The 24888-nt window shown below is 59.0% G+C and carries 20 protein-coding genes; 11 read left to right on the top strand and 9 right to left on the bottom strand.

Annotated elements, in window-relative coordinates:
* The first annotated feature begins 59 nt into the window (after positions 1-59).
* From C6558_RS24080 to cysQ, 4 genes are all read left to right on the top strand, one after another.
* Positions 60-1022 carry a class I SAM-dependent methyltransferase gene (locus tag C6558_RS24080; protein WP_107027803.1) on the top strand — a complete coding sequence of 321 codons (963 nt, stop codon included), beginning with the start codon at positions 60-62 and terminating at the stop codon, positions 1020-1022.
* 173 nt (positions 1023-1195) lie between these two features.
* The gene (gene cysD / locus C6558_RS24075) at positions 1196-2095 is read left to right on the top strand and encodes a sulfate adenylyltransferase subunit CysD (RefSeq protein ID WP_057207720.1); all 900 of its coding nucleotides are present in this window, start codon (positions 1196-1198) and stop codon (positions 2093-2095) included.
* Positions 2095-3990 carry a sulfate adenylyltransferase subunit CysN gene (gene cysN, locus C6558_RS24070; protein ID WP_107027802.1) on the top strand — a complete coding sequence of 632 codons (1896 nt, stop codon included), beginning with the start codon at positions 2095-2097 and terminating at the stop codon, positions 3988-3990. The genes cysD and cysN overlap by 1 nt, the downstream gene beginning before the upstream one ends.
* The gene (cysQ, locus tag C6558_RS24065) at positions 3987-4790 is read left to right on the top strand and encodes a 3'(2'),5'-bisphosphate nucleotidase CysQ (RefSeq protein WP_057207718.1); all 804 of its coding nucleotides are present in this window, start codon (positions 3987-3989) and stop codon (positions 4788-4790) included. The genes cysN and cysQ overlap by 4 nt, the downstream gene beginning before the upstream one ends.
* Here the strand turns inward: cysQ and C6558_RS24060 are convergent.
* From C6558_RS24060 to C6558_RS24025, 8 genes are all read right to left on the bottom strand, one after another.
* Positions 4745-6037: a glycosyltransferase family 4 protein gene (locus C6558_RS24060; RefSeq protein ID WP_371412286.1), complete on the bottom strand. Its 1293-nt coding sequence runs from the start codon at positions 6035-6037 to the stop codon at positions 4745-4747. The genes cysQ and C6558_RS24060 overlap by 46 nt on opposite strands.
* On the bottom strand, positions 5998-7197 hold the full coding sequence (locus tag C6558_RS24055) for a glycosyltransferase (protein ID WP_057207717.1): 1200 nt from the start codon (positions 7195-7197) through the stop codon (positions 5998-6000). Before C6558_RS24055 ends, C6558_RS24060 begins: the two co-directional genes overlap by 40 nt.
* Positions 7198-7227: 30 nt before the next feature.
* A complete protein-coding gene (locus C6558_RS24050; protein ID WP_199197050.1) occupies positions 7228-9363 on the bottom strand; it encodes a nucleoside-diphosphate sugar epimerase/dehydratase in 2136 nt (711 codons plus the stop codon).
* 406 nt (positions 9364-9769) lie between these two features.
* Complete coding sequence (locus C6558_RS24045; RefSeq protein ID WP_158268953.1) at positions 9770-10456, bottom strand: HAD family hydrolase; 687 nt, start codon at positions 10454-10456, stop codon at positions 9770-9772.
* A gap of 4 nt (positions 10457-10460) precedes the next feature.
* Positions 10461-11432 (bottom strand): ATP-grasp domain-containing protein, encoded by a 972-nt coding sequence (locus C6558_RS24040; protein ID WP_057207715.1) that lies wholly within the window; start codon positions 11430-11432, stop codon positions 10461-10463.
* 51 nt (positions 11433-11483) lie between these two features.
* Positions 11484-12395: a methionyl-tRNA formyltransferase gene (locus C6558_RS24035; RefSeq protein ID WP_057207714.1), complete on the bottom strand. Its 912-nt coding sequence runs from the start codon at positions 12393-12395 to the stop codon at positions 11484-11486.
* A gap of 686 nt (positions 12396-13081) precedes the next feature.
* A complete protein-coding gene (locus tag C6558_RS24030) occupies positions 13082-14113 on the bottom strand; it encodes a DUF2955 domain-containing protein (protein ID WP_057207713.1) in 1032 nt (343 codons plus the stop codon).
* Positions 14103-15227 (bottom strand): HlyD family secretion protein, encoded by a 1125-nt coding sequence (locus tag C6558_RS24025; RefSeq protein ID WP_082523614.1) that lies wholly within the window; start codon positions 15225-15227, stop codon positions 14103-14105. The genes C6558_RS24030 and C6558_RS24025 overlap by 11 nt, the downstream gene beginning before the upstream one ends.
* A gap of 308 nt (positions 15228-15535) precedes the next feature.
* On the opposite strand from C6558_RS24025, the gene C6558_RS24020 reads away from it, so the two are divergent.
* The gene (locus C6558_RS24020; protein ID WP_057207711.1) at positions 15536-16642 is read left to right on the top strand and encodes an AI-2E family transporter; all 1107 of its coding nucleotides are present in this window, start codon (positions 15536-15538) and stop codon (positions 16640-16642) included.
* Positions 16643-16721: 79 nt separating this feature from the next.
* Here the strand turns inward: C6558_RS24020 and C6558_RS41695 are convergent, their stop codons facing one another.
* The gene (locus tag C6558_RS41695) at positions 16722-16895 is read right to left on the bottom strand and encodes a helix-turn-helix domain-containing protein (protein ID WP_082523613.1); all 174 of its coding nucleotides are present in this window, start codon (positions 16893-16895) and stop codon (positions 16722-16724) included.
* 183 nt (positions 16896-17078) lie between these two features.
* Here C6558_RS41695 and C6558_RS24010 point away from each other — a divergent pair, with 183 nt between their 5' ends.
* The 6 genes from C6558_RS24010 to C6558_RS23985 all read left to right on the top strand — a co-directional run bounded on the left by C6558_RS24010 (position 17079) and on the right by C6558_RS23985 (position 24695).
* Positions 17079-18134 (top strand): LacI family DNA-binding transcriptional regulator, encoded by a 1056-nt coding sequence (locus tag C6558_RS24010; RefSeq protein WP_057207710.1) that lies wholly within the window; start codon positions 17079-17081, stop codon positions 18132-18134.
* Between the two features lie 124 nt (positions 18135-18258).
* Entirely contained in the window at positions 18259-19527 is a 1269-nt protein-coding gene (locus tag C6558_RS24005) for an ABC transporter substrate-binding protein (protein ID WP_057207709.1), read from the top strand.
* 103 nt (positions 19528-19630) lie between these two features.
* Positions 19631-20527, top strand: a complete 897-nt coding sequence (locus C6558_RS24000) for a carbohydrate ABC transporter permease (RefSeq protein ID WP_057213861.1) — start codon at positions 19631-19633, stop codon at positions 20525-20527.
* Positions 20524-21339 carry a carbohydrate ABC transporter permease gene (locus C6558_RS23995; protein ID WP_025431308.1) on the top strand — a complete coding sequence of 272 codons (816 nt, stop codon included), beginning with the start codon at positions 20524-20526 and terminating at the stop codon, positions 21337-21339. The genes C6558_RS24000 and C6558_RS23995 overlap by 4 nt, the downstream gene beginning before the upstream one ends.
* A gap of 11 nt (positions 21340-21350) precedes the next feature.
* Positions 21351-23597 (top strand): glycoside hydrolase family 2 protein, encoded by a 2247-nt coding sequence (locus C6558_RS23990; RefSeq protein WP_107027799.1) that lies wholly within the window; start codon positions 21351-21353, stop codon positions 23595-23597.
* A gap of 9 nt (positions 23598-23606) precedes the next feature.
* Positions 23607-24695 carry an ABC transporter ATP-binding protein gene (locus tag C6558_RS23985; RefSeq protein ID WP_057207705.1) on the top strand — a complete coding sequence of 363 codons (1089 nt, stop codon included), beginning with the start codon at positions 23607-23609 and terminating at the stop codon, positions 24693-24695.
* Positions 24696-24888 lie beyond the last annotated feature (193 nt).

Here is a 24888-nt window from a genome sequence, read left to right as displayed (position 1 = left end):
TTTCTGTCGCAACGCAAACTGTCAGATGCGGTTCCAGTTGCTGAGGGCGAGGATAAGTGATGCTGGTCGAAGTGGAAGAATGCCTTGAAGCATTGCGTTGCCCGCGCACCGGTTCGAAACTGGCGCGCGTTTCACCCGATGTGCTGAAACCGGTCTGTCCCGAGAACCCCGAGATGTCCTATCGCCTGGTCGACGGCAAGCCGGTTATGATCGATTTTTCGGAATCCGTGTTTAGCGAAGGCGATTTCTTACGCTCGAAGGCGGCAAGCCCCATCGAGCGCAAACAATACGGTCGCTTGACGAGGTTCTTCAAGAAACTGCTCTCGCCGACAAAAAAGAGTACTGTCTCCAACGTCAGTCGATTGGTTGATGACCTGCAGATGACCGCGGCCCGCCCGGCCAAGCTTCTTGTCATCGGCGGCGGGAGTATTGGCCAAGGAATGGAACCCCTCTATGAGCATCCGGAGATCAGCGTCTACTCCTTCGACGTCTATGCATCCCCCCTCACCCAGTTCATAGCCGACGCCCATCAGATTCCCTTGCCGGACGATTTTTTCGACGCAGTGGTCATCCAGGCCGTTCTTGAGCACGTCCTCCAGCCTGCCCAGGTCGTGTCCGAGATCTGGCGCGTCCTGAGCGACAAGGGGCTCGTCTACGCTGAAACGCCCTTCATGCAGCAGGTGCACGAGGGAGCATTCGATTTCACCCGGTTCAGCGAAAGCGGCCATCGATATCTGTTCCGCTGGTTCGAGACGATTTCATCTGGGGCCAATGGTGGCCCCGGCACGCAGTTCATGTGGTCAGTTGACTATCTCGTTCGCAGTGTCTTTCGGTCGGTGATGCTGGGCAAGCTTGCAAAGCTCGCCTTCTTCTGGACGCAATATCTGGATGCGATCATTCCCGCACGCTTTGCGGAGGATGGCGCAAGCGGCGTGTATTTTTATGGTCGGAAAGCGCAGGCGCCGATTTCCCCGAAGGCCATTATCGCCCACTACCAGGGGGCGCAGGGGCGACACGCCTGACCCGACCTACCCTTTTAGGCTAACCCGTTCTCGCTAATTGCCACCGGGGCGGCGCGGACCTTAAATTCGAACATCATTTACGAAACCTGTTTCGGGAAGCCGCTTTGCCGCTTTCCCGACGACAATTGATTTGCGCCGGTCGATTTCGCAACGCGACACAAAGGGGTTGTCGCATGGCTCTTTCGCATCTTGCCCGCCTTGAGGCCGAAGCCATCCACACCATGAGGGAGGTCGCGGCAACATCCGCCAACCCAGTGCTGCTTTACTCCGTCGGCAAGGATTCAAGCGTGCTGCTTCATTTGGCGATGAAGGCATTCTTTCCTGCAAAACCGCCGTTTCCACTGCTTCACGTCGATACGACCTGGAAGTTCAAGGAGATGATCGCCTTCAGGGACCAAGTCGCACGGGACAACGATCTCAGGCTCATCGTTCACATCAACGAGGATGGTGTCGCTCAAGGCATTAGTCCTTTCGAGCACGGTTCGAACGTCCACACGCACCTCATGAAGACGGTGGCATTGCGCCAGGCACTGGAGAAACATCGCTTCGACGTGGCGATCGCGGGCGCGAGGCGCGATGAGGAAAAATCGAGGGCGAAGGAACGGATCTTTTCCTTGCGCACTGCCGGTCAGGCTTGGGATCCCAAGCGACAGAGACCGGAGATGTGGAAGACCTTCAATACCAGGCTCACGCCGGGAGAAACCATGCGGGTCTTCCCGCTCTCGAACTGGACTGAACTGGATGTCTGGCAATATGTCCTGCAGGAAAGCATCGCGGTGGTCCCGCTTTATTTCGCCGCCGAACGTCCGGTCGTCGAACGGGACGGCATGCTGATCATGGTTGATGATAACCGCATGCCGCTGCAGCCGGGCGAGATCGTCCGTCAGCGCCAAGTGCGTTTCCGCACCTTGGGGTGCTACCCGCTCACCGGCGCCATCCCGTCCAAGGCAACGACTGTTCCCGAGATCATCGAGGAGATGGTCTTCAGCCGCTCCTCGGAGCGGCGCAACCGGCTTGTCGATCGCGACGAAGCGTCCGGCATGGAAAGGAAGAAGCGGGAAGGATACTTCTGATGCACGGTCAACCTTCGGTATTTTCGCCTGAAGTGGCGGGGCTCCTTGATGTCGAAGGTAGCAAGTCGCTTCTTCGCTTCATCACCTGCGGATCGGTCGACGACGGAAAATCCACCTTGATCGGCAGGTTACTCTATGACGGCGGCTTAATCCTGGAGGATCAGGTCGCGGACCTGGGACGGGAGAGCGAACGGCAGGGAAAGGTCGATCACCTCGATTACTCGCTGCTGCTGGACGGGCTTGAGGCGGAACGAGAACAGGGCATCACCATAGATGTCGCCTACCGTTACTTCTCGACCGCCAAGCGCAAGTTCGTCGTCGCCGACACGCCCGGCCACGAGGAATATACCCGCAATATGGTGACCGGCGCATCGACGGCGGATCTGGCGATTATCTTGGTCGACAGCCAGCACGGCATGCTGCCGCAGACCTGCCGCCACACCTACCTCGCCTCGCTTCTTGGCATTCGCCATGTGGTTGTTGCGGTGAACAAGATCGATCTCGTCGGCTATCGCTCGAGCATATTTGAAGCGCTACAGACCCACTATCGAAAATTCGTGCTGACGCTCGGTTTTGAAACGGTGCAGGCCATCCCCGTGTCGGCTCGTTATGGTGACAACGTCACCTCCCGGTCACTGCACACGCCATGGTACCAGGGTCCGAGCCTGCTCGAATATCTCGAAACCGTCGACGTCGGCAAAGAGGGCGCCGATCGCCCTTTCCGCTTTCCAATACAATGGGTCAATCGGCCCAATGCCGGGTTCCGCGGATATGCTGGCGAGATTGCGTCCGGCCGGATAGCCGTCGGTGATCCGGTCACGGTCGCCAAGTCTGGACAAAAGACGGCGATCAAATCCATCGTGACCTATGACGGAGAAGTCGCAAGCGCCGAGGCCGGCCAGGCCGTTACCCTGGTTCTTAGAGATGAGGTCGATGCCTCCCGCGGCAACATGCTGACGTCGCCATCGTCACGGCCTTTCGTCGCCGATCAGTTGCAAGCTCATGTTATCTGGTTCGACGCCAACCCTTTGCTTCCGGGCCGCAGCTATATCCTGAGGACCGAAACCGACAGCGTCAACGCGACGATCACCAAGCTCAAGCATCGCGTGAACGTCAACAGTTTTGCCCGGGAGGCAGCCAAATCGCTGACGATGAACGAGATCGGCGTCTGCAATATCTCGACGCAGGCTCCGATCGCCTTCGACGCCTACAAGGACAACAAGACCACCGGAAATTTCGTCATCGTCGACCGCCTGACCAACGACACCGTTGGCGCCGGCATGATCGATTTCCCATTGAGGCGCGCGGCCAACGTCCACTGGCACGCCATGGACGTCAACAAGCAGGCGCGAAGTGCGCAGAAACAGCAGACACCTGCCGTCCTGTGGTTCACGGGGCTTTCCGGCTCTGGCAAATCGACAATCGCCAACGCGCTCGAACGGATCCTCAATGCCCATGGCAGGCATACCTATCTTCTCGACGGCGACAATGTCAGACACGGCCTGAACAGGGATTTGGGCTTTACCGACGAAGATCGGGTGGAAAACATCCGGCGCGTGGCCGAGGTGGCAAAATTGATGGCGGATGCCGGCCTGATCGTTCTGGTTTCCTTCATCTCGCCGTTCCGTGACGAGCGGCGCATGGCGCGCGAACTGATGGCCGAAGGTGAATTCATCGAGATTTTCGTGGATACGCCGATCGAGGAATGCGCTCGCCGCGATCCCAAGGGGCTTTATGAAAAAGCCCGTGCCGGCAAGATCGCCAATTTCACTGGCATCTCGTCACCCTATGAAGAGCCGGAGCATCCGGAGCTGCGCCTGTCGACGATCGACAGCGAGCCGACGGATCTCGCCCTCCAGATCGAAGATTTTCTCGCACGGCGACAGTTGCAATGAACGCGTTGTCCGAACTTTTCGAGGAGACGGCACTGGCTGCGGGCATCGCCGTTCTCGATGTCTATCATGCCGGCGCCGACGCGGTTGCGAAGGCCGATGGATCGCCCGTTACCGAAGCTGATCTCAGAGCTGAGGCGGTGATATTCGAACGTCTCGCCAAAGTTTCGCCCGGCACCCCCATCGTCGGGGAGGAGGCGGCAGCTGCGGGCTGTGCTCCCTCCGTTGAGGAAGGCACCTTCTATCTGGTCGACCCACTCGATGGCACCAAAGAGTTCATTGCTCGCCGTGACGATTTCACTGTGAACATTGCCCTTATCGAGAACGGCAAGCCGATTGCCGGTATCGTGTATGCCCCGGCCTTGCGACGAGCCTATGTTGCGGCCGGTGGCATCGCGCAGCGTCTGGAGATCGATCGCTTCGGTCGCGTGTGCGAGCGACGGGAGATCCGCGCGCGCGGTCGTGAAACCGCGATGATCGCGGTCGCGAGCCGCAGCCATTCCTGCGCGGAAACCGAGAGATTCCTTGCCCGGCACCATGTCCAGGAGTGTACCTCGGTTGGTTCATCCCTAAAATTCTGCCTGCTGGCCGAGGGGCGGGCGGATGTCTATCCGCGTTTTGGCCGGACGATGGAGTGGGATACTGCCGCCGGTGATGCGGTATTGGCTGCTGCCGGCGGAACGGTGCTGCGCCTGGACGGCTCGGTCTTGAGGTATGGCAAGTGCCGGCAGGTGAGCGATTGCGACTTCGCCAACCCTCACTTCGTCGCCTGGGCCGCAGCCCCGCCTGAGGGTTGGTGCTGACTATCGTCGGTGCATGCGGTCGTCGCTTTGTCGTCTATTTGCATACGCGCAAGAAGCAGGCGGTTTACCAGCCTGACGTCGAACCGTTCTTCCGCCATCCGACGCGAAGCGCGTCCCATGGCGGCAATCGCGGAACGCTTTTCAATGAAGCCTTCCATCGCTTCAACAAGCGACGAGACGCTGCGAGGCTCGATCAAAACGCCGTTGACACCTGGGTCCACCGTTTGCCTGCAACCGGGTAGATCCGTCGTGATGATTGCGCGTCCGGTCGCCATCGCCTCCAGAATGCTTCTGGGGATGCCTTCCCGGTAGTAGGAGGGCAGCACGAACACGCTGCAGGCCGCAAGGTACGGACGCACATCGCGGGTGGTTCCAAGATACTGCACCACACCTTCCTGCACCCATCCAGCGACTTCTCCTTCGCTGATCGCCGTCGGGTTGGGATCGTAGTGCCCCAGCAGTTGGAAGACGGCGTCGGGGTGGCGTGCGCGGATTGTCCGCGCCGCAGCGACATATTCTGGGATGCCCTTGTCGCGCAGGAGCCGGGCGATCAGAAGAAAAACCGTCGGCTTAAGCGGTGGCGTCGATGCGTGGTAGTAATCAAGATCGACGCCCGAGCCCGGCACTGTAGAGACAATAGAGGGGTCGTCGACCAGCCGGCGCTCTCTGATGTCGGCAAGATCCGCTTCGTTATATACGAAGACGGCCCGTGCCTTCTTCATCGCGCATCGGTAGAGCCCGACGCACATCGAGCGCAGCGATCGGCGAACGGCGCTTTCGTCAGGCTCGACAGCGAACATATGGCCGAGTCCGGTGACGAGAAAGAACCTATGGGGCACCGAGCAGAGCCGCGCGGCAATGCCGCCGTAGATGATCGGTTTCATCGTATAGGGCAGGATCGCCGCCGGACGTTCTTTCAGGAAGTGACGGACCAGTGCGGCGAGCGTCACAAGGTCGACAAAGGGGTTCAGCCCGGCCCTCGACATGGGAATTCGGATGAAACGCACACCAAGCGTATCCAGTTCTTTTTCCACGATCGGATCATGGTCAGGGGCCATGGCATCGACATCAAACCCTGCCTTGACAAGATCCTTGATCAATTCGCGACGAAAATTCGTTAGCGACGACGTCAAGCTCGCAATCAGGACTATCCTGGTGCGGGGTGCTTCTGTTTTGCTGGGAACGGTTTTTGATGCCTTCATGGCCACTACCGCATACGACGGGCTGCGTTGACCGGTGCCTGCCACCCAATTTGCCGCGCCGCGTTGGTGGCTTGCTGGTCGAGGACCTCGTCGTAGAGCGCGAGGTGGCTGTCGACGTAGGATCTCAGCGAGAACCGCTCGACGACGCGCCTACGCGCGCGTTCTCCCAGTTGCCGCCGGGCGCTTTGCGACAGGCAGAGGATCGACGCGGCAAGTTTTGCAAGACCATCTGCGTTTTCCGGTTCAACGACCATCTGCCGGTCTCCTAGCAGCCATGCGCAGTCTCCGACATCGGTGGCGATCGCCGGCACGCCACTGGCCATTGCTTCAGCCACGACCAGTGGAAATGCTTCCCCCCAAGCCGACGACAGCATGAATAGGTCGAGGCCCGGCATCAGGCGGTCAATGTCCGCACGCGCGTTTGAGACGGTGATCATCGGTGTTATGCCGAGTTCGGCCGCCAAATGTCGGACGATCCCATTTTCGTGGCCGTCGCCGATCAGGATCCCGTGAGCATCAAGCCCCAGGCTGCGAAGCGTGGCGATTGCACGCACGAAGGTGCCATGGTCCTTCATCGGATGTGCGCGCGCGACATTGCCGACAAGAAAGCGCTCAGTGGGCACTGAGAGCGCGTCGCAGAGATACCGTCGGGCGTCGGGCCGTGGGCGAAACTGATCGCAATCGACACCGTTTGGAATGATACGCCGCTTGTCCGGATCGAAACCCAGCGCTTCGTGCTGGTCGGCCGACACCCGCGAACAGTAGGAAATTGCGCATGTGCGATGGGAAAGGGAAGCGCTCAGCCGGATCACGGCACGTGTCAGCAGTTTCTCTGAGGCGAGGTTGGCGATGGAGTGGTGAATGCTCCATATGGTGGGCTGTCGCTCGCCGAGCAGCGCTCCGAGCGATGCGGCGACATTGCCGTGATACATCCATCCGTGAAGCAGGCTCGGGCGAGACGATCTCACGATCGCACGCAGTCTGACCAAGGCACGAGGGCCTGGTCGAGACTGGTTCATTTGGAGTGTCGCGACGTCGATGTTGGCCGCTTGCAAATCGCGCGCGATCGGGCCGGGCGACATCAGCGACAGCACGGAAGGGTCGTAAGGCGTTTGAGCGAGCTTTGCGCCAAAGCGCGCGAGCATGTATTCCGCACCGCCGACATTCAGCCCCGTGATGCAATGAAGTACGGGGATCCCTGCCATGCCATGCTCCTTCCTTGCGTACACCAATACCTACTGACGCGGCCTGCTGGTGGTCTGCGGCCGCACCGCCGTCTTTTTGCTAAGCGCGATAACGCCAGGACTGCGACCGGTCGATTGACGAGCCGCCCTTGCTGCCGAAATCATGTCTTGGGGGATTTCCGCATTCGGCAACAATTGCGCGATCGCTGCCAGAACAGAACTCTCGTCACATCGTTCGGCATCGCGCTGCATACGATTGAATGCGCTCTTCAACACCGAAGAGGGCACGGGTTGAGGGACCGCTCCAAGCACGCCCGGGATGGCCGACTGGATGCGCTTATCGGTCGGATCGAACAGTTCCTCGAACAGCTTTTCGCCCGGTCGGGATCCAACGATCTCGATCATGATGTCCTTGTCCGGCACGAAGCCCGCCAGACGGATCATGCGTCGAGCGATGTCAATGATCTTCACAGGCTCGCCCATGTCGAGAACGAAGATTTCGCCTTGGCCTATCTGCTTCTGAAAACCGTAAGCCGATGCCTGAAGCGTCAGCTCGACGGCCTCTCGGATGGTCATGAAGAAACGCGTCATTCTCGCGTCCGTGACCGTCAACGGACCGCCCTTGGCCAACTGATGCTTAAAGAGCGGGATAAGGGATCCGCTTGATCCAAGCACGTTGCCGAAGCGAACGGTCATGAAGCGGGGTCCCTGCCCGCTTGTGACACCATCGAGATCGAGCGCTTGGCAATAGAGTTCGGCAAGCCGTTTCGTCATGCCCATTATGCTGGAGGAGTTCACCACCTTGTCGGTAGACACCTGCACCATGGCGAGTGCACCGAATCGCTTGGCTGCGTTCGCGACGTTCATGGTGCCGATGACATTGGTCAGGACGCCTTCGCAGGGATTGATCTGAACCATGGGCACATGTTTGAGCGCGGCGGCGTGGAAGACCAGTTCCGGCAAGTGCGCTTCGAAGATCTCATTGACCCTCTGGCTGCGCCGAACGCTGCCAAGGCAGTTCGAATGGCGGATCTCCGGAAACTCTTCCTTTAGGCACAGGTCGATCGAATAGAGATTGAATTCGGTATTGTCGACCAGGACGATCTCGGCCGGGCCGCAAGCGGCGATCTGGCGGGTAAGTTCGCTGCCGATCGACCCGCCTGCCCCAGTGATAAGAACTCGCCGGCCGGCAATCAAGCGCCTGATGGCGTCCTTGTCGAGGGCGGCCTGCGGTCGTTCGAGGAGATCAGTCATTTCGATCGATCGGAGCTCGTATGGGTTCTCGTTGCTGGTCTGCTTGAACTCCGTAGCGCTTTGCAGCCGCGAGACTGCGATCCCAAGGCGTTCGGCGGCCTGGAGTAACTCGCCCGAAGCCGTCTCATCGAAGGACGACAGGGGTTCGGTGAAAACGATATGGCAGGGTTGCTTGCCCTCGGCCCTGAGATCGGCGACGACCTGTTCCAGATCCTCGAGCCTTCCTGCGATCGGTACCCCATGCAGCATCAGGCCAACTTGAGATTCACTCGAGTCGAGACAGGCGACCGGCACATAGGGCGCCGCCGGATCGCGAAACAAAGCGCGTAGATAGAGATCCGCGGCGTTGCCGGCTCCAACCAGAAGCAGGGGAACGCGGTGGCGATGGCCATCGGCGTCGGCCTTTTCCGAACGCTTGTTTTTGGAAGGCAGGAATTCGTCTGCGCGGAAGCTTAAGCGGGAGGTCGCAAGGAAGGCAATCAAAAGCAGCGATTGCAGCGGCACGACAGTTCGCGGCATATCGGTGAGGCGTGTCGAAAAGAACAAAAGGGCGATGAGCACGAGCGAGGTCAGGACCACCGCGCGGATGATAATCACGAGGTCGCTGATTGACCCGTATTTCCAGTTTCGACTGTAGAGACCCGAGAGCGGGAACATGGCCGCGCAGACCGCCAAATACTGGGCAGACGACCAGGCCAGGATCTGCATCGTATCGGGGCGATCGCTCAGGCCTCCAGGCCCATACCGCAGGAATAGTGCGAGGAAAAGCGCGATCGCAGCGGATGCCAAATCCACCGCATAGAGAGCAGCGTTCTTTCGTGCGCCACGAGCGGCCGATTTGAGTTTCCTGACGCCAAGCTGCGCAAGTGTGATCGCGGCGTCCCGGGCAGTTGCCGGGAACGCTGCGCTGTCTGCGATGGCTCGATGATTCATTACACGAAATGCCCACGCACCGTAAAACGCCTTAAAGGCGGTCGGAATGCGAAACATAACGCCCCTCCTTCGACATGGCTTCGCTAACCGGTGGCCAGAATGGGCCGGGCGAGTAATACGACCGAAAGTATATGCGTTACTTCTGGTGGAGTTCCGTCAATTCCATAGCATAAAAAAGATATACGCTCTCGACCTGTTCGGTGTCGGAGCGTGTTTTACCTTTTCCCTATTTGCATTGAACTCTAGAGACCACTTTGATTTTGGAAAGTAAACTAACTTTGAAGGATTAATCCTTTGGGGCGATAAATGTAATCTACAACATCGATGGATTTTGATAACGTAGACAGACGACGATAAAGATCAATCATTTAGGTTCGCAAGTGCCGAATTGCTACAAGCGAGAGGATTAAGGAAAGCGTTCGATCGCTAACTCGAGTTCGTCGAATGTAACGATTCGTGATTGTGCCTGGTGCATCGGTGTCGGCGCGTCGCACCAGTGGATGCGCTCGTCGCGCAGGATTTGAACGGTCTGCCAGCCCCTCGTTCGGGGCGTGACAAAATCCTTGATGGCATTGTCGGCAACATAGGTGAGTTGCGATGCCGTTAAATGCGACGCAGTCTCGACAGCTTCGAATGCTCTTGGGTGTGGCTTGCGATAGGATATGCCCCAGGCATCCGTAAAGAGGACGAGGTCAGCTTTATGCTCGAGTCCAAGGGCCCTGATTTTCGAACGCTGGGTCGAGACTGGTCCATCGGTGATGATGCCGATGAAGTCATCGTTCGGGCGATCGAACAAAAAACGCGCCGCGTCGGGGGCAAGCGAGATTGATGGCTGATGGTGCCGGTAAATCGTCACCAGTTGCTCTGTCAGAGAAGGGTCGACCTCGCCCTCCGTTTCCGCAAGCGCAAGATCGAAAACCTGGCCCCTGACTCCCGCCGCAAAAAGACGGGCACACCGCGCAGCAAAATCGGTCTGTCCGGTTCTTTGCTGCCACCATGCGCCGACAGCCGCAAAGCCGCTGAAGACGAAGTCGCGCTCTAAATAGAGTGTATCATCGAGATCAAAGATGATCCCGCGAGCAAAGGAGCGCATTTGGTCACCCGTCAAAAAGAGCCTGATCATAGCGCAACATGAGTACTCCATCTCGCCAATCGTCGTTGGCGCTGACGGGAAGGCCGGCGACTTCCTCAAGCAGCCACTGCGCGAAACACGCCCCGGCGTGATCGGCAAGCGGATAACCGCCTCCGAACCGCGCGTTGAGTTCGATTACCTGCAATCCGCGGGTTGCATCGGCGATTGCCTGAAAGCAGAGGGCGCCGCGTGCGTCGGGCAGTGCCTCAGCCATCCCGCGCGCAAGCGCGGGAAGCTCCGCCAGGCGCACAGTTCGCCCCTTCTCGACTTCGCCCGCCCGCACCGAGAGCCGTTCGTGTGCGATGCAAGATCGGGCCACGCCATCACGATCGATGAACATGCTGATCGTGTATTCGGGGCCGGAGAGGTATTCCTGGACGATCATCGGTTCGGCGAAGTCTTTAGGAAGACCGCTTGGCTCGTGGATCACACTGATGGAGCGACTGGCGCTGCCTGAGCGCGGCTTGACGAAGACCGGCCACGTCCAGTCGGAGATCGCCTGGCGGGCATTCTCCAGCGTATCGGTGCGTGGGACGGCGAGGCCCGCCCGGTGGAACGTGTGCATCGTACGCAACTTGTCCCGGGCGATTTCCACCACCAAGGGTGGGCTCACATGGATCCGTGTCCCTGCCACGGCGAGGCGCTCGGCGTTAAGGGAAAACGGCAACAATTCGGGATCGATTGTCGGCACCACGAGATCGACGTTTTCTGTTTGACAGATGTCGGCGACGGCATCGATGAACGCCTCGTCGTCACAACTGGGCACGGCGTATGCCCGATCGGCCGTATGACAGGCGGCACTGAGCTCCGGCCTCCTGTCACACGCGATTACTCGCAGCGTCACATCAAGCCGCGCGGCCGCGGCGCGAAAGCACTGGATGAGTTCGACCCGCCGTCCGGCGGAAGAAAAGAGAACGCACAACTCCCGTCTGCTCATCGTTAAAGCCCTCCGTTGGCGCCTGTCGTCCTGGATTCAAGCTGCCCCTGTCTAAAGTCCCGGGCGGCCATCTGTCAGCTTGCCATGTAACGCTGGCCGATCCCCCTGCCAGTCAATGACTTCCAGGCAATTGCCGTCTCCACACAAGACGAGGAAGCCGGCTTTCGTGTACACTTGGACCTGGCCCGCAAGGCCGATATATTTGCCCGCATTCGGGTGCACGGTCGCGCGGGTGACAACGATCTTGCGATCGCCGAAAAAGGTGAATGCCCCGGGATAAGGATCGCCGACGGCGCGAATGAGGCGCTCGATGTCCACGGCCGAACTTCGCCAATCGATCAACCCATCCTCGGCTCTTCGGCGCGCGCAATAGCTTGCGCCCTGTTCGTCTTGCTGGATACCTTTCGCCGAGCCCTTCTCCAGAAAATCCGTCGCCTCGACGATCATCTCCGACAGGTTGCGCGTATGCTTGTCGTAGAGGGTCCGCGCGGTCTCGTCGGCGGCGACATCGAACAATCGTTGCAGCAGGATGTCGCCGGAATCCATGCCATCATCGAGCCAGAAGAGGGTCGATCCCGTGACCTTTTCGTTGCAGAGTATCGTCCAGGGGATGACTCCCCGCCCCCGTAGCCTTGGCAAGGCGGCCGGGTGGAAACCCAGGCAACCGCGTGCAGGGATGCTTCGAAACTGGGGGCCGCAGATCTGAGACCACCCGATGACAAGGATGACATCGGGCGCGAATTGTCGGAGGGTTGCAAGCGTGGCCTCGTCGTTGACATCAGAGGTTTCGACAACCTCGATCCCTGCTCTTCGCGCAATCGGCATAAGGTCGGCATGATCCGAATGCCGACCTGCTTTTGCACCGGGAAGGGTGAGGAGCAGGCCGGGCGGGCGACCCACAGACACGAGCGCTTCAAGAGCGATCCTCGAACCCTCGACTGTCCCGACGAATGCGACGCGCATCGATGATAGCTCCGTAACCAAGGGAGAAAGGCAAGCTTGGGATGCAGCCTATGGATGGCTGCGTCAAAATTACATCATACTAAAATTGAGGCCAGTGGATTTGTTGGACACGAAACGCGTTCCTCCTTTTCCGGGGCCATCGCGAAGGCTTGTTCCGCTGTCCCAATTGAACCGGTGTTGATTTCATGCCCGCAAAGCCTTGATTTGCATGGGCCGATCGATGTTCAGGACAGACTGCTGTTGGAATGGGACAAGAAGAGCACTTAGTGCGGTTCTCAAAGCCTGCGAGGGCTTCTTTGTGCCGATATTGTTGAAAAAGTCCCAAATCGTGGGTTTGCCGAAAAGTCGGCCAATTCACGTTCTGCGTGAATGTTTGCTGCTTGATGCTGAATCAATTCCGCTACACGGCTTACACGCTGCTTGATCGAAAATTGGCAGGCCCCCACGCCAATTTTCTGTGTCGGCCTCTACGACTCTTCAAATAATCAGACCTTATAGAAAAACCGACTTTTTCCGCCACAAGCGGTCGCGGCAACAGCGGCCATTCGCGTTGACTACGGGGTTAGTTGGCGAGAGACGCTGCACTCTGGCGCTGTTCGCGATGATGTCCGCTGGGTTGTCAGCCTCCGCGGCTCGCCAAGGAGGAGGCAGCGATCAATCGGCGCGCGTCAGCCGCCGACAAGCACTCAATCGCGACTGCCTTCCTGCCGAGGCCAAAGCAACGTCGTCATGAATGTGGCAAAGGCGATGGCCACCAGTATGTAAGTGACGCGGGTGGAGAAGGACTCGGCGGCAGACCCCGGAAGCGGTGAGACGCCGGTTCCGAATACGAGGAGGAAGATCGTCAAGGCGCCCGCGTAAAGTTTGGCGGCCGGCGCACGCATGGCGGCACGACCGCCAAATACCAGGCCGGCCAGCAGGACCAATAGAAAGAGGAAAATGAGGGACGGCCGTAGCTGAAGCAGCCCGAATGCGACGGACGCGGCCACGCCTCCAGTGATATTGGTTATCACGATCCCCAGCGCCGCGCGCGTGCTGGCTGTTGCGTCGAATTGTGAGAGCAGTGACACGACTGTTATCGGAATGACAATCGCCGTGGCTAGCGCTTCGCGTGTCAGACAGGCAACCACCGCGATCAGGAGTATGGTGGTGTTGGCGGCAGCGTAGTGTGCCGCACGCGGATATGTCGTCGCCGTCGCCGGCTTAACAGTGGGGCTGCCTTTGTCCGGGATAAAGACATATGCCAGCCACATCAAGAGCATTCCGGTCACCACACCCTGCACCAGGATCATTAGAATGGTGTCGCCGAGATCCTCGTTCAGAATTGTGAGGAGCGGCACCATAACCGCAATGACCAGAACAAGAAAGATTGTGGGGCCGCCCTTGCCGTTCGCCTGCTGGTAGAAACATCCAAAGTAAATCAGCCCAAGCAGTAGCAACAGAACCGGCGGCCGGTCGCCAGTCAGCATCGTTACGAATTGCAGAAGTGCCCCGACGACAAGAATAAACAAAGTGACCGCTAACGCCTTTTGCAACGACATAGGGCGATCACTGGCGATGAGAAACTGTGCTGCAAACAATGGCCCGAGGAAGGGGATGATAGCCCCCGAATAAACTGAACAGGAAAAGCCGACCGCAACGGCAAGCGCTATGCGCAGACCCTTGCGCTTTACATTGACGCGGTCCTCCTCGTGCGAAAGATACGTGTCAGCTGACATAGGTCAGGACCGACAGAATTCGGATCCAGAGACTGCCGAGCGCATTGGTGACCGGATGGTCCCCGGTATAGATGACCACATTCGCCTGCGAACCGTACCGAACGCCCTTGGGCCGCCCTTCGTCGAGAACCAGGCGGACGGGAAAGCTCTGCGGCGTTCGCACCCATCCAGTGTCTGTGGAAATCTTCGGCAGGCCCGTCGCTGGGTCGACGCTCCCCTGAGCCACTCCCATCCCGATGCCTTCAACGGTCCCGGCGAAAATCTGACCGGGGAGAACATCGAAAAGCACCTCCACACGGTCGCCGGCGGCAACCATCTCAAGGCTGTTTTCCTTAAACGCGGCGGTGATCCAAATCGTGCCGGTATCGATGAAAGTCATTGCACTCTCGCCAGCGCTGAGCATACCACCGACGGAAAGCTGAAGATTGGTGACGACGCCTTCCGCCGGCGCTGAAACCGTCGTGCGCAGCAGATCAAGCTGAGCGGTTTCAAGCGCCGCGAGCGCCTCCTTCAATTGTGGATTGTCCTTTCCCGCAGGTCCAAGCTCCTCCTGAGCCCGCACGAGGTCGGCTGTGGCTGCATCCACGCCTGCATCTGCCTGATCCAGCGCGGCCGCGGCCTCATCATATTTCGCCTGGGCGTAGATACCGCGCCTGACAAGTTCCATGGCGCGGGTGGCTTGATCCTGGACGTTGGCGCGCACTGCCTTCGTCTCCACCACCTTGGCCTGGGCGACATCGACGGACGCCGTCGAAGCGCCGATCGTCTGACCTACCCCTGCAAGGCGTGCTTCCGCCTCGGCAACGGCGAGCCGGTACTGTTGCGGGTCCAGGCGAAACAGCATCTGGCCGGACGTCACGGCGCTATTGTCGGTCACGCCCACTTCAATGACCCGCCCGGTAACCTCCGGCGCTACGCCAACGACGTATGCACTGACGGTCGCCTGCGAGGAAGAAGGAGTACGCCGCTCCATGAACACCGTCACGACGAACAGAAGCAAAGCCACCAGGAGCACGGTGATTGCGACCGTGCGCTGCGGGTTTTTCTCTTTAACAGGCGCGCTCACTGTATTTGGAGCATCATTTTGAGGGGCCCCAGTTGTATCCGACGCCATGACGTTTCCCCTAAGACCACGCGGCCGTCGCGCCGAGGCTCTCCTTGCGCCAGCACCTGCGTTGGAATGGCAATTTAGTCCTAAGCTGCAGCCATCGCAACGGCCACCGATGCGATGCATAACCCAGGTATCCGCCCATAGAACCGAGCCAGGCTGAGGTGGCATCGGCTTCTCAAATGGCCTGTTGGGGGCGCGTCCAGCGAGCACTTTTGCGTCTGCCTTGCAGGAAGACCGAAACAGGTAAATAATCAGCCAGAGTACCAAGCTACCTGGGAAATCCGGATTGGCTGGGAAGGGGGCCAGCAACAATGGAGCCGAAGGTAACAATCCCTGAGCGCGCGCCGTCGCTTTTAAGAATGCTCGACGCAGCACTTCAGATCGGACTAGTAGCCTTACTGATCTTTGCCTGTAGCCGCATCATATTGCCTTTTGCTGGCATCCTGTTGTGGTCGGTGATCCTCGCGGTCATGCTCTATCCGCTGCACCAACGCTTGGTTGCCCGGGTCGGCAATCGCTGGTCGGCGACGTTAATCGGGTTGGTCAGCGTTGCGCTGCTGCTGGTTCCATTGGTCATGGTTGTGACGTCGCTTGGATCTTCCATACTTGAGTTCGTCTCGGGCTTGCAAGACAGCAGCCTGACGGTGCCACCGCCGCCGACATGGCTTGTCGACCTCCCGCTGGTCGGCCAGAAATTGACCGAGACATGGGCTCTCGTCGCGACAAACATGCCGGCGGCGCTTGCCAAGTACGGCAAGATGCTAGGTGGAGTTGCATCATGGCTGGCGTCGTTCGCGGGCGGTTTGGCCGCCGGTCAGCTGTCATTCGTGCTTTCGTTCGCAGTCGCTGCCGTGCTCATCGCCTATGGCGAGGGCGCCACCGAGTTCGCCAGACGTCTGTTGGAACGTATCACCGGCAGCAAGGCACAAGGTACCCGGCTAGTTGCAATGACGGCCGCGACGATTCGAGGTGTGGCGGTCGGCGTAGTCGGCGTGGCCGTCATCCAGTCGCTGCTGATCGGGATAGGCTTTTTTGCGATAGGTCTTTCGGCAGCCGGAGTTTTGACGCTTTTGGTGCTATTGTTTGCCATCGTGCAGGTGCCGGCGGTGTTGGTAACACTACCTGTCATAGCCTATGTTCTTGCGACGGAAGCGACCACGCCGGCGATCATCTTTTCGATCTGGACCATCATTGCCGGGCTCAGCGACAACCTCCTCAAGCCATTGATGCTCGGCCGCGGACTTGACGTTCCAATGCCGATCATTCTGATCGGTGTAATCGGCGGCATGATCGCTGACGGGCTTCTCGGCCTGTTTGTGGGCCCTGTGCTCCTGGCTGTTGGCTATGTACTGCTCATGGAGTGGCTGCGGGACGAACCCATTGAGGGCGGGCCGCGAACTGAATATCCGCCGCCATAATCCCGGTCATTGCTCTTGGCTTGCTGGCGACGTTGGCCTGATTAGCATTTCAGGTGCTGGCATCGGTTTTTGCCGCCCGTTACTTCGCCCGGACCTCCCTGTGGCGGGATGACTGCGAACACCTTGCATTCGACCAGGCAACCTCTTCGAGTTCCCTTAGCTGCTTGATCAGGAGCCGCTGTGAGCGGTCACCGAGTTCTCTTTTCAGGGCATTGGACCGCAAGGTACCCTTGAGAAGATCATACAGGATCATGCCTTGTCACTTGCCGCTGATGAGATTGAGCGCCGCATACATTGTGATGGTGGCGTTTGGCTGCGTTGGCGCCTAATTGAATGTTGAGAGTAAAAATTTACTGAAGACGATTTCGAAATCCCGTTGCATATGGCACATTCGCCAATGACAACGATCGCCCTATGACAACAATGGAATGACGGCATGGTCACTATCAAGGAAATCGCCAAGAGTGTTGGCGTGTCGTCGGCTACGGTTTCGAGGGTGCTCAACTACGACCCCGCCCTGTCGATCTCACCGGCAAAACGGCAAGCGATCATCGAGACGGCCGAGGCTCTGAACTATGAGACCCCGCGCAATCGCAACAAGGCGAACGGACAGGCTGCCCCCAGCCTTTTGACCAAGCTCGTCATCGTGCATTTTCTCGAGCCTTCGGACGAGATTGCCGACCCCTATTACGTCGGCGTGCGGCTTGGCATCGAAAGCCGCTGCCGCGACCTGAGGACGGAGATCGTCAAGGTCTTCCATTCAGACGCGCTGCCTGAGGCGTCTTTGCTTGCAGGCGCATCGGGCGTCATCGTCATAGGCAAGCATTCCGACAACGAGATCGCATGGCTGAGCAAGAATGCTCCACATGTCATTTTTGCCGATTTCGACCCGAGGAGCGACCTGATCGACAGCGTGTTTTCCGATGTGGGGCTCGCCACGTGCAAGATCCTCGACGCTCTGAAGTCCAGCGGATACAAGCGCATCGGCTTTATCGGCAGCCACGAGAACCTCAACGGCACTGTCCAGCATTTCGCCGAGCGCCGATGTGTGGCCTATATCGATTGGCAGAAGAAGAACGGCACCTTCGCGCCTGAGCTTTTGGCGCTCTCCGATTGCTCATCGGGTCAGAGCCTCCGGCTCGAAACCGGCTATCGTCTCGCGCGCGATTTGCTGTCGCTCACTGACCGGCCGGATGTGATCGTGACATCCAACGACAACATGGCAATCGGCACCTATCGGGCGATCCTGGAATTCGGCCTTTCGATCCCGGCCGACATTGGCGTCATATCCTTTAACGACATCCCCGTTGCCCAGTTCCTGACGCCGTCGCTGACCACGGTGCGCATCCATGGCGAACATATCGGCGAGACAGCCGTCGATCTGTTGCTCGAGCGACTTTCCGGCCGCAGCTACGGCAAGCAGGTACGCATCGCCACGGAACTCGTTTGGCGCGACAGCTGCCGCAAGCCCCTGGAATCCTTGCCGTTGTGAGCTGTTCGCTGCGCCTGATAAATATTTACTAAATCTTCCTTGCGTGTTGCCTGAATTTCGGTAAATCTTGCGCGGACGGCAGGAGAGGAGAACCTGCCCTCAGCAAGTTTCTAGGGAGGAAACGATGTACCGCAAAACGAACCTGTCGCGCGTTGCGGCTGGCGTGCTCGCCGCAACAAGCCTGCTTGCGTCCACCGCCGCCTTTGCCGGGGAAGTCACGATCTGGTGTTGGGATCCCAACTTCAACGTTGCGATCATGAAGGAAGCTACGGCGCGCTATAGCGCGACGCATCCCGAAACGACGTTCAACATCGTCGATTTCGCCAAGGCCGATGTCGAGCAGAAGCTGCAGACGGCACTGTCGTCGGGCACCACTGACGCGCTGCCGGATATCGTGCTGATCGAGGACTACGGTGCGCAGAAGTACCTCCAGTCCTTTCCCGGAGCCTTCGCCGAGCTTTCCAGCAAGGTCGATTTTTCCGGCTTCGCGCCCTACAAGGTTCAATTGATGACGATGGACGGGGCCGTCTACGGCATGCCGTTCGATTCCGGCGTCACCGGCCTCTACTACCGCAAGGACTATCTGGAGCAGGCAGGCTTCAAGCCTGATGATATGCAGGACCTGACCTGGGACCGTTTCATCGAGATCGGTAAGCAGGTCGAAGCCAAGACCGGCAAGAAGATGCTCGGCCTCGACGTCAACGATGCGGGCTTCATCCGCATCCTGATGCAATCCGCCGGCGGCTGGTATTTCGATAAGGACGGCAATCTTTCGATCGAGAACAACGCCGCCCTGAAGGCAGCGCTCGAAACCGAACAGAAGATCCTGCAGGCCAATATCCATAAGCCGGCTGCCGGCTGGACGGAATGGGTCGCGACCTTCACCTCCGGCGATGTCGCCACCGTGACAACAGGCGTTTGGATCACCGGTACGGTCAAGGCCCAGGCCGATCAGTCCGGCAAGTGGGGCGTGGCACCGATTCCGAAGCTTGACGTCGAGGGCGCCTCGCATGCGTCCAACCTTGGTGGTTCCAGCTGGTACGTAACCGCCAGCTCCGCCGAGAAGGACGAAGCCATCGACTTTCTCAACGAAGTCTATGCCAAGGACGTCGATTTCTATCAGAAGATCCTGACGGAGCGCGGTGCCGTCGGCTCGCTGCTCGCGGCCCGCAACGGTCCCGCCTATTCTGAAGCCGATGCATTCTTTGGTGGCGAGAAGGTCTGGCAGAACTTCTCCGACTGGTTGGCGAAGGTTCCAGCGGTCAATTACGGCGTCTTCACCAACGAGGTGGACACGGCAGTAACGGCGCATCTGCCTTCGCTTGGCGAGGGCGCGCCCATCGATGACGTGCTGAAGGCGGTCGATAGCCAAGCGCAGGGCCAGATCCAGTAACGGCTCAAAGGCAGGCGGCAACCGCCTGCCTTCTCGCTCGGGCGCATGCGGCCATCACGTCGCGTGCCCTCCGCAACATCATCCCTTTTCGTTGAGGGCACCCATGGCTGCCGGCAAAACAGGCGGATTGAAGCGCTACTACGACCTCAACGGCTGGCTGTTCATCGCCCCGTCCTTGCTTCTCATCGCAATCTTCCTCGTCTATCCGATTTTGCGCTCGCTCTACCTGTCCTTCTTCTCGGGCAAGGGAATGATGATGAAGTTTGCCGGCTTCGGAAACGTTGCACGGCTATGGAACGATCCGGTCTTTCTTCAGGCTCTGAAAAACACCGTCACCTTTTTCATCGTCCAGGTGCCGATCATGATCACGCTGGCGCTTCTGCTTGCCGCGGTCTTGAACAACGACAAACTGAAGTTCATCGGCTTTTTCCGCACCGCCATTTTCCTGCCCTGCGTCGCCTCGCTCGTTGCCTATTCCGTGCTTTTCAAAAGCATGTTTTCCGTCGATGGCGTGGTGAACTCCGGACTTCTGGCGGTCGGCCTGATCGCCACCCCGATCGGCTGGCTGACGGAACCTTTCTGGGCCAAGGTGCTCGTCATCCTGGCCATCACCTGGCGTTGGACCGGCTACAACATGATCTTTTACCTTGCTGCCTTGCAGAACATCGACAAGTCGATCTACGAGGCGGCGCGGATCGACGGCGTGCCGGCATGGGCTCGCTTCGTCTACATCACAGTACCAATGCTGAAGCCGGTGATCCTGTTTACGACGATCATCTCGACCATCGGCACGATCCAGCTGTTCGACGAAGTCTACAACCTGACCGAGGGCCGCGGCGGCCCGGCGAACGCAACGATCACCCTCTCGCTCTATATCTACAATCTCACCTTCCGCTTCATGCCGAGCTTCGGCTACGCGGCGACCATTTCCTACGTCATCGTGATCATGGTGGCGCTTCTGTCCTTCCTCCAATTCTACGCGGCGAGGGATCGGTCATGAACGCCTCACGCCTGGCCACAACCGCATTGCAATACGCCTTCCTCGCGGCTGCAGCCTTCCTGTCGATTTTCCCGTTCATCTGGATGGTGATCAGTTCGACGAACAAGTCGATTGATATCATCAGCGGCAGAACGGGTATCGGCGACGCCTTCGGTACAAATGTCACCAACTTCTTCGCACAGGTCGACGTGCCGCTGGTTTTCTGGAACTCCACGAAGGTTGCGGTGCTTGCAACGCTTTTGACGATCGTCGTGTCGTCGCTCGCCGGCTACGGTTTTGAGATGTTCAGGTCCAAGGCGCGTGACCGGATCTATGCGCTCGTGCTTCTGACACTCATGGTGCCGTTTGCCGCACTGATGATCCCGCTGTTCATGATGATGGCGAAGAGTGGCCTCATCAACACGCATATCGCCATCATGCTGCCGACGATCGCATCCGCCTTCATCATCTTCTACTTCCGCCAGTCGACGAAGGCCTTTCAGACGGAGCTGCGCGACGCCGCCAAGGTCGACGGCCTCAAGGAATGGCAGATCTTTCTCTACATCTACGTTCCGGTGATGCGCTCGACCTACGCGGCCGCCTTCGTCATCGTCTTCATGACCAACTGGAACAACTACCTCTGGCCGCTCATCGTCCTCCAGTCGAACGAGACCAAGACGATCACCCTCGTCGTCTCCTCACTCGCCTCGGCCTATTACCCCGACTACGGCGTGGTCATGATCGGCACGATCCTCGCCACGCTCCCCACCCTCCTCGTCTTCTTCGTCATGCAGCGCCAGTTCGTACAGGGCATGCTCGGCTCAGTGAAATAGGAACGTCGTCAATGCGCATTACTGAAAACTTCAATGCCGACTGGGTCTTCCGCAACGGCTTCGAGCCGGCACATGTTCACGCTCTTCAGTCGGGCGAAACCGTGCGGCTGCCGCATAGCGCCGTCGAACTGCCCTACAACTACTTCGACGAGACCGATTACCAGAAGCCCTTCACCTATCAGAAGCGGCTCGACTGGCGCCCGGAATTCGAGGGGCGCGAAGTCTCGCTCATCTTCGATGCCGCCATGGCCGACAGCGTCGTCTATCTGAACGGCCAGGAGATCATCGCGCACAAGGACGGCTATACGCCCTTCGAGGCGCGACTGACGCCGCATCTCACGCGTGGCGAAAACCTGATCACGGTCAAGATCGATGGCTCTGAGAACCCCGAGATCCCCCCCTTTGGCGGCCAGATCGACTACCTCTGCTATGCCGGCATCTACCGCGACGTCTGGCTGAAAGTGACAAACCCCGTCTCGATCGCCAATGTGAAGATCGAGACGCCGGATGCGCTTGCCGAAAAGAAGTCCGTCACCGCTCGTGTCTTTCTCTGCAATCCGCAGGGGCACACGTTGTCCGGCATGCTTTCCGCCAAGATCCGCCGCAAGGGTGGTGGCGACGTTGCGGCTTCCTCGATCAAGTTCGATGGCAACGAGGTGGCCCTCACCTTCCCCGATCTCACCGATATCGAACTCTGGGATATCGACAACCCGGTGCTCTACGCCCTGTCGCTCAAACTTGAGACAGAGTACGGCGAAGACGTGCTGACGCAACGTTTCGGTTTCCGCACTGCGCTCTTTACACCGGAAGGCTTTCTGCTGAATGGTCGACCATTGAAACTGCGCGGATTGAACCGGCACCAGGCCTTTCCCCACACCGGCTACGCCATGGGTCGGCGCGCGCAGGAAAAAGACGCCGACATCCTGAAGCATGAACTCGCCTGCAATGTCGTGCGGACGTCACACTATCCGCAGTCGAAGTGGTTCATCGAGCGCTGCGATGAGATCGGCCTGCTCGTTTTCGAGGAGATCCCCGGTTGGCAGCATATCGGTGGCGAGGCCTGGCAGAAAGAATCGATCGAGAATGTGCGCCGCATGATCGAGCGTGACTGGAACCATCCTTCGATCATCATCTGGGGCGTTCGCATTAACGAAAGCCAGGACAACCACGCCTTCTACGCGGAGACCAACCGTCTGGCGCGCGAGCTTGATCCGACCCGCCAGACCGGCGGCGTACGCTTCATCACCAATTCGGAATTGCTCGAAGACGTTTACACGATGAACGACTTCATCCTCGGAAACGAGGAGTTGCCGGGCAACAACCGCGGGCGCGTGGTGCTGCGCGATCGGGTGGAGACGACGGGTATTCGCCGGCCGATCCCCTATATGATCACCGAATACAATGGCCACATGTATCCGACCAAGCGCTTCGACCAGGAACAGCGCCAGGCCGAGCATGTGACGCGTCACCTCTTGATCCTCAACGCCGTTGCCGGCGACCAGGATATTTCCGGCTCCACCGGTTGGTGCATGTTCGATTACAACACCCACAAGGACTTCGGCGCCGGCGACCGCATCTGCTATCACGGTGTGCTCGACATGTACCGGATACCGAAACTTGCTGCCTATGCCTACGCTTCGCAGGGAGATCCGAAGGACAATGTCGTGCTTCAGCCGGTGACCTTCTGGGCACGCGGCGAACGCAATATCGGCGGCGTACTTCCCCTGATCGTGCTGACGAACTGTGACTATGTCGAAGTGAAGTTCGGCGAATGGCCGACAAAGCGGATCTACCCGGACAGGGAGAACTACCCGCATCTGCCGCATCCTCCCGTCGTGCTCGACCTGCGCAGCGTGACGCCGGAAGAATTCGGCACCTGGGGTCGGGTCTGGCGCGAAGGTACCTTCACCGGCTACGTCGACGGCAAACCTGTGAAGACGCTGACCCTTCCGGCCGACCCGGTCCCGGCGACGCTGGAGGTCGTAGCCGACGATACGGAGCTTCGCGCCTGCGAAAAGGATGCGGTGCGCGTGGTGGTGCGCGCGCTCGATCAATGCGGCAATCTGCTGCCCTATTTCGAAGAGCCTGTCCTGCTTTCGCTGGATGGCCCCGGCCGGATCATAGGGCCCTCAGAACATACGCTGAAGGGCGGCGCGACCGGCTTCTGGATCGAGGCCGGCGAGGCCAAGGGCAAGCTCGAACTAACGGTGACGAGCCGCCGCTTCGAGAACCAGTCCATCACCTTTACCGTCAGCTGAGTACCCGCCATGGCCGAAGTCCGTCTTACCGACATTCGCAAGCGCTTCGGCGCGCTCGAAATCATCAAGGGTGTCGATCTGTCGATCGATGCCGGAGAGTTCGTCGTTTTCGTTGGCCCATCGGGCTGCGGAAAGTCGACGCTACTGCGCATGATCGCCGGTCTGGAGGACATCTCCTCCGGCGAACTCACAATCGGCGGCGAAGTCATGAACGACGTTGACCCCTCCAAGCGCGGCATCGCCATGGTGTTTCAGTCCTATGCGCTTTATCCGCACATGACGGTGCGTGAGAATATGGGCTTCGCGCTCAAATTCGCCGGTATGGCAAGAGAGGAAGTCGATAGCCGGGTCAACGACGCGGCACGAATTCTCGAGCTTGAACCGCTGCTGGATCGCAAGCCGAAGGCGCTCTCGGGTGGTCAGCGGCAACGCGTCGCGATCGGCCGCGCCATCGTGCGCAATCCGCTCGTCTTCCTGTTCGACGAGCCGCTGTCGAACCTGGACGCCGAGTTGCGTGTGCATATGCGCGTCGAAATCGCCAAGCTGCACAAGGAACTGAAGTCGACCGTCATCTACGTGACGCATGACCAGGTGGAAGCGATGACGCTGGCCGACAAGATCGTCGTCCTGCGGTCGGGTGTCGTCGAACAGGTGGGCGCACCGCTCGATCTCTACGACGACCCGGCAAACACCTTTGTTGCCGGCTTTATCGGCTCACCGCGCATGAACTTTCTGAAAGGCCATGTCGCAAACGTCGCAGACGGCCGCGCGACTGTGGCACTCACGAGCCAGCCCGGTGTCGCGTTGACTCTACCCGTTACATCGACATCTGTTGCCATCGGCGACGTCGTCACCCTTGGAATTCGCCCCGAGCATTTTCTCGCTGAAGGCAAGGGTGATGTTGATCTCACAGTCAAGGTCGATGTCGCAGAGCACCTCGGCAATACCAGCTATGTCTACGCTCATGTCTCGGACAGCGAGCGGATCATCATCGAACACGGTGACGTCCGCAACATCGCCAGTCGCGAAACCCTCAGCATCGGCATCGCCGCATTACGGTCCTTCCTGTTCGACAAGGATGGCATCCGTCTCAGATAGCGAAATCGGTGGCTCCGTAGCAGAGGCGATCGTTTTCCTAGCCTTTTCGGCTCGACCGATGGTCGCGCGTCATCGCCGCTCGAAGGAAGGGGTAACGGCTGTCCTGCCCCCGTCCGACCTCGAAGAAGCGCCGCTTGCGCGCAAGTGATCGAACTGTGCGCAAGCGGCGTCGAAACCCGTCAACTGACCAAAC

Source organism: Ensifer sp. NM-2, assembly GCF_003024455.1.
Classification (GTDB): domain Bacteria; phylum Pseudomonadota; class Alphaproteobacteria; order Rhizobiales; family Rhizobiaceae; genus Ensifer; species Ensifer canadensis.
The sequence above is the reverse complement of the archived record's forward strand: the minus strand, read 5'-3'. Positions and strand labels throughout refer to the sequence as shown.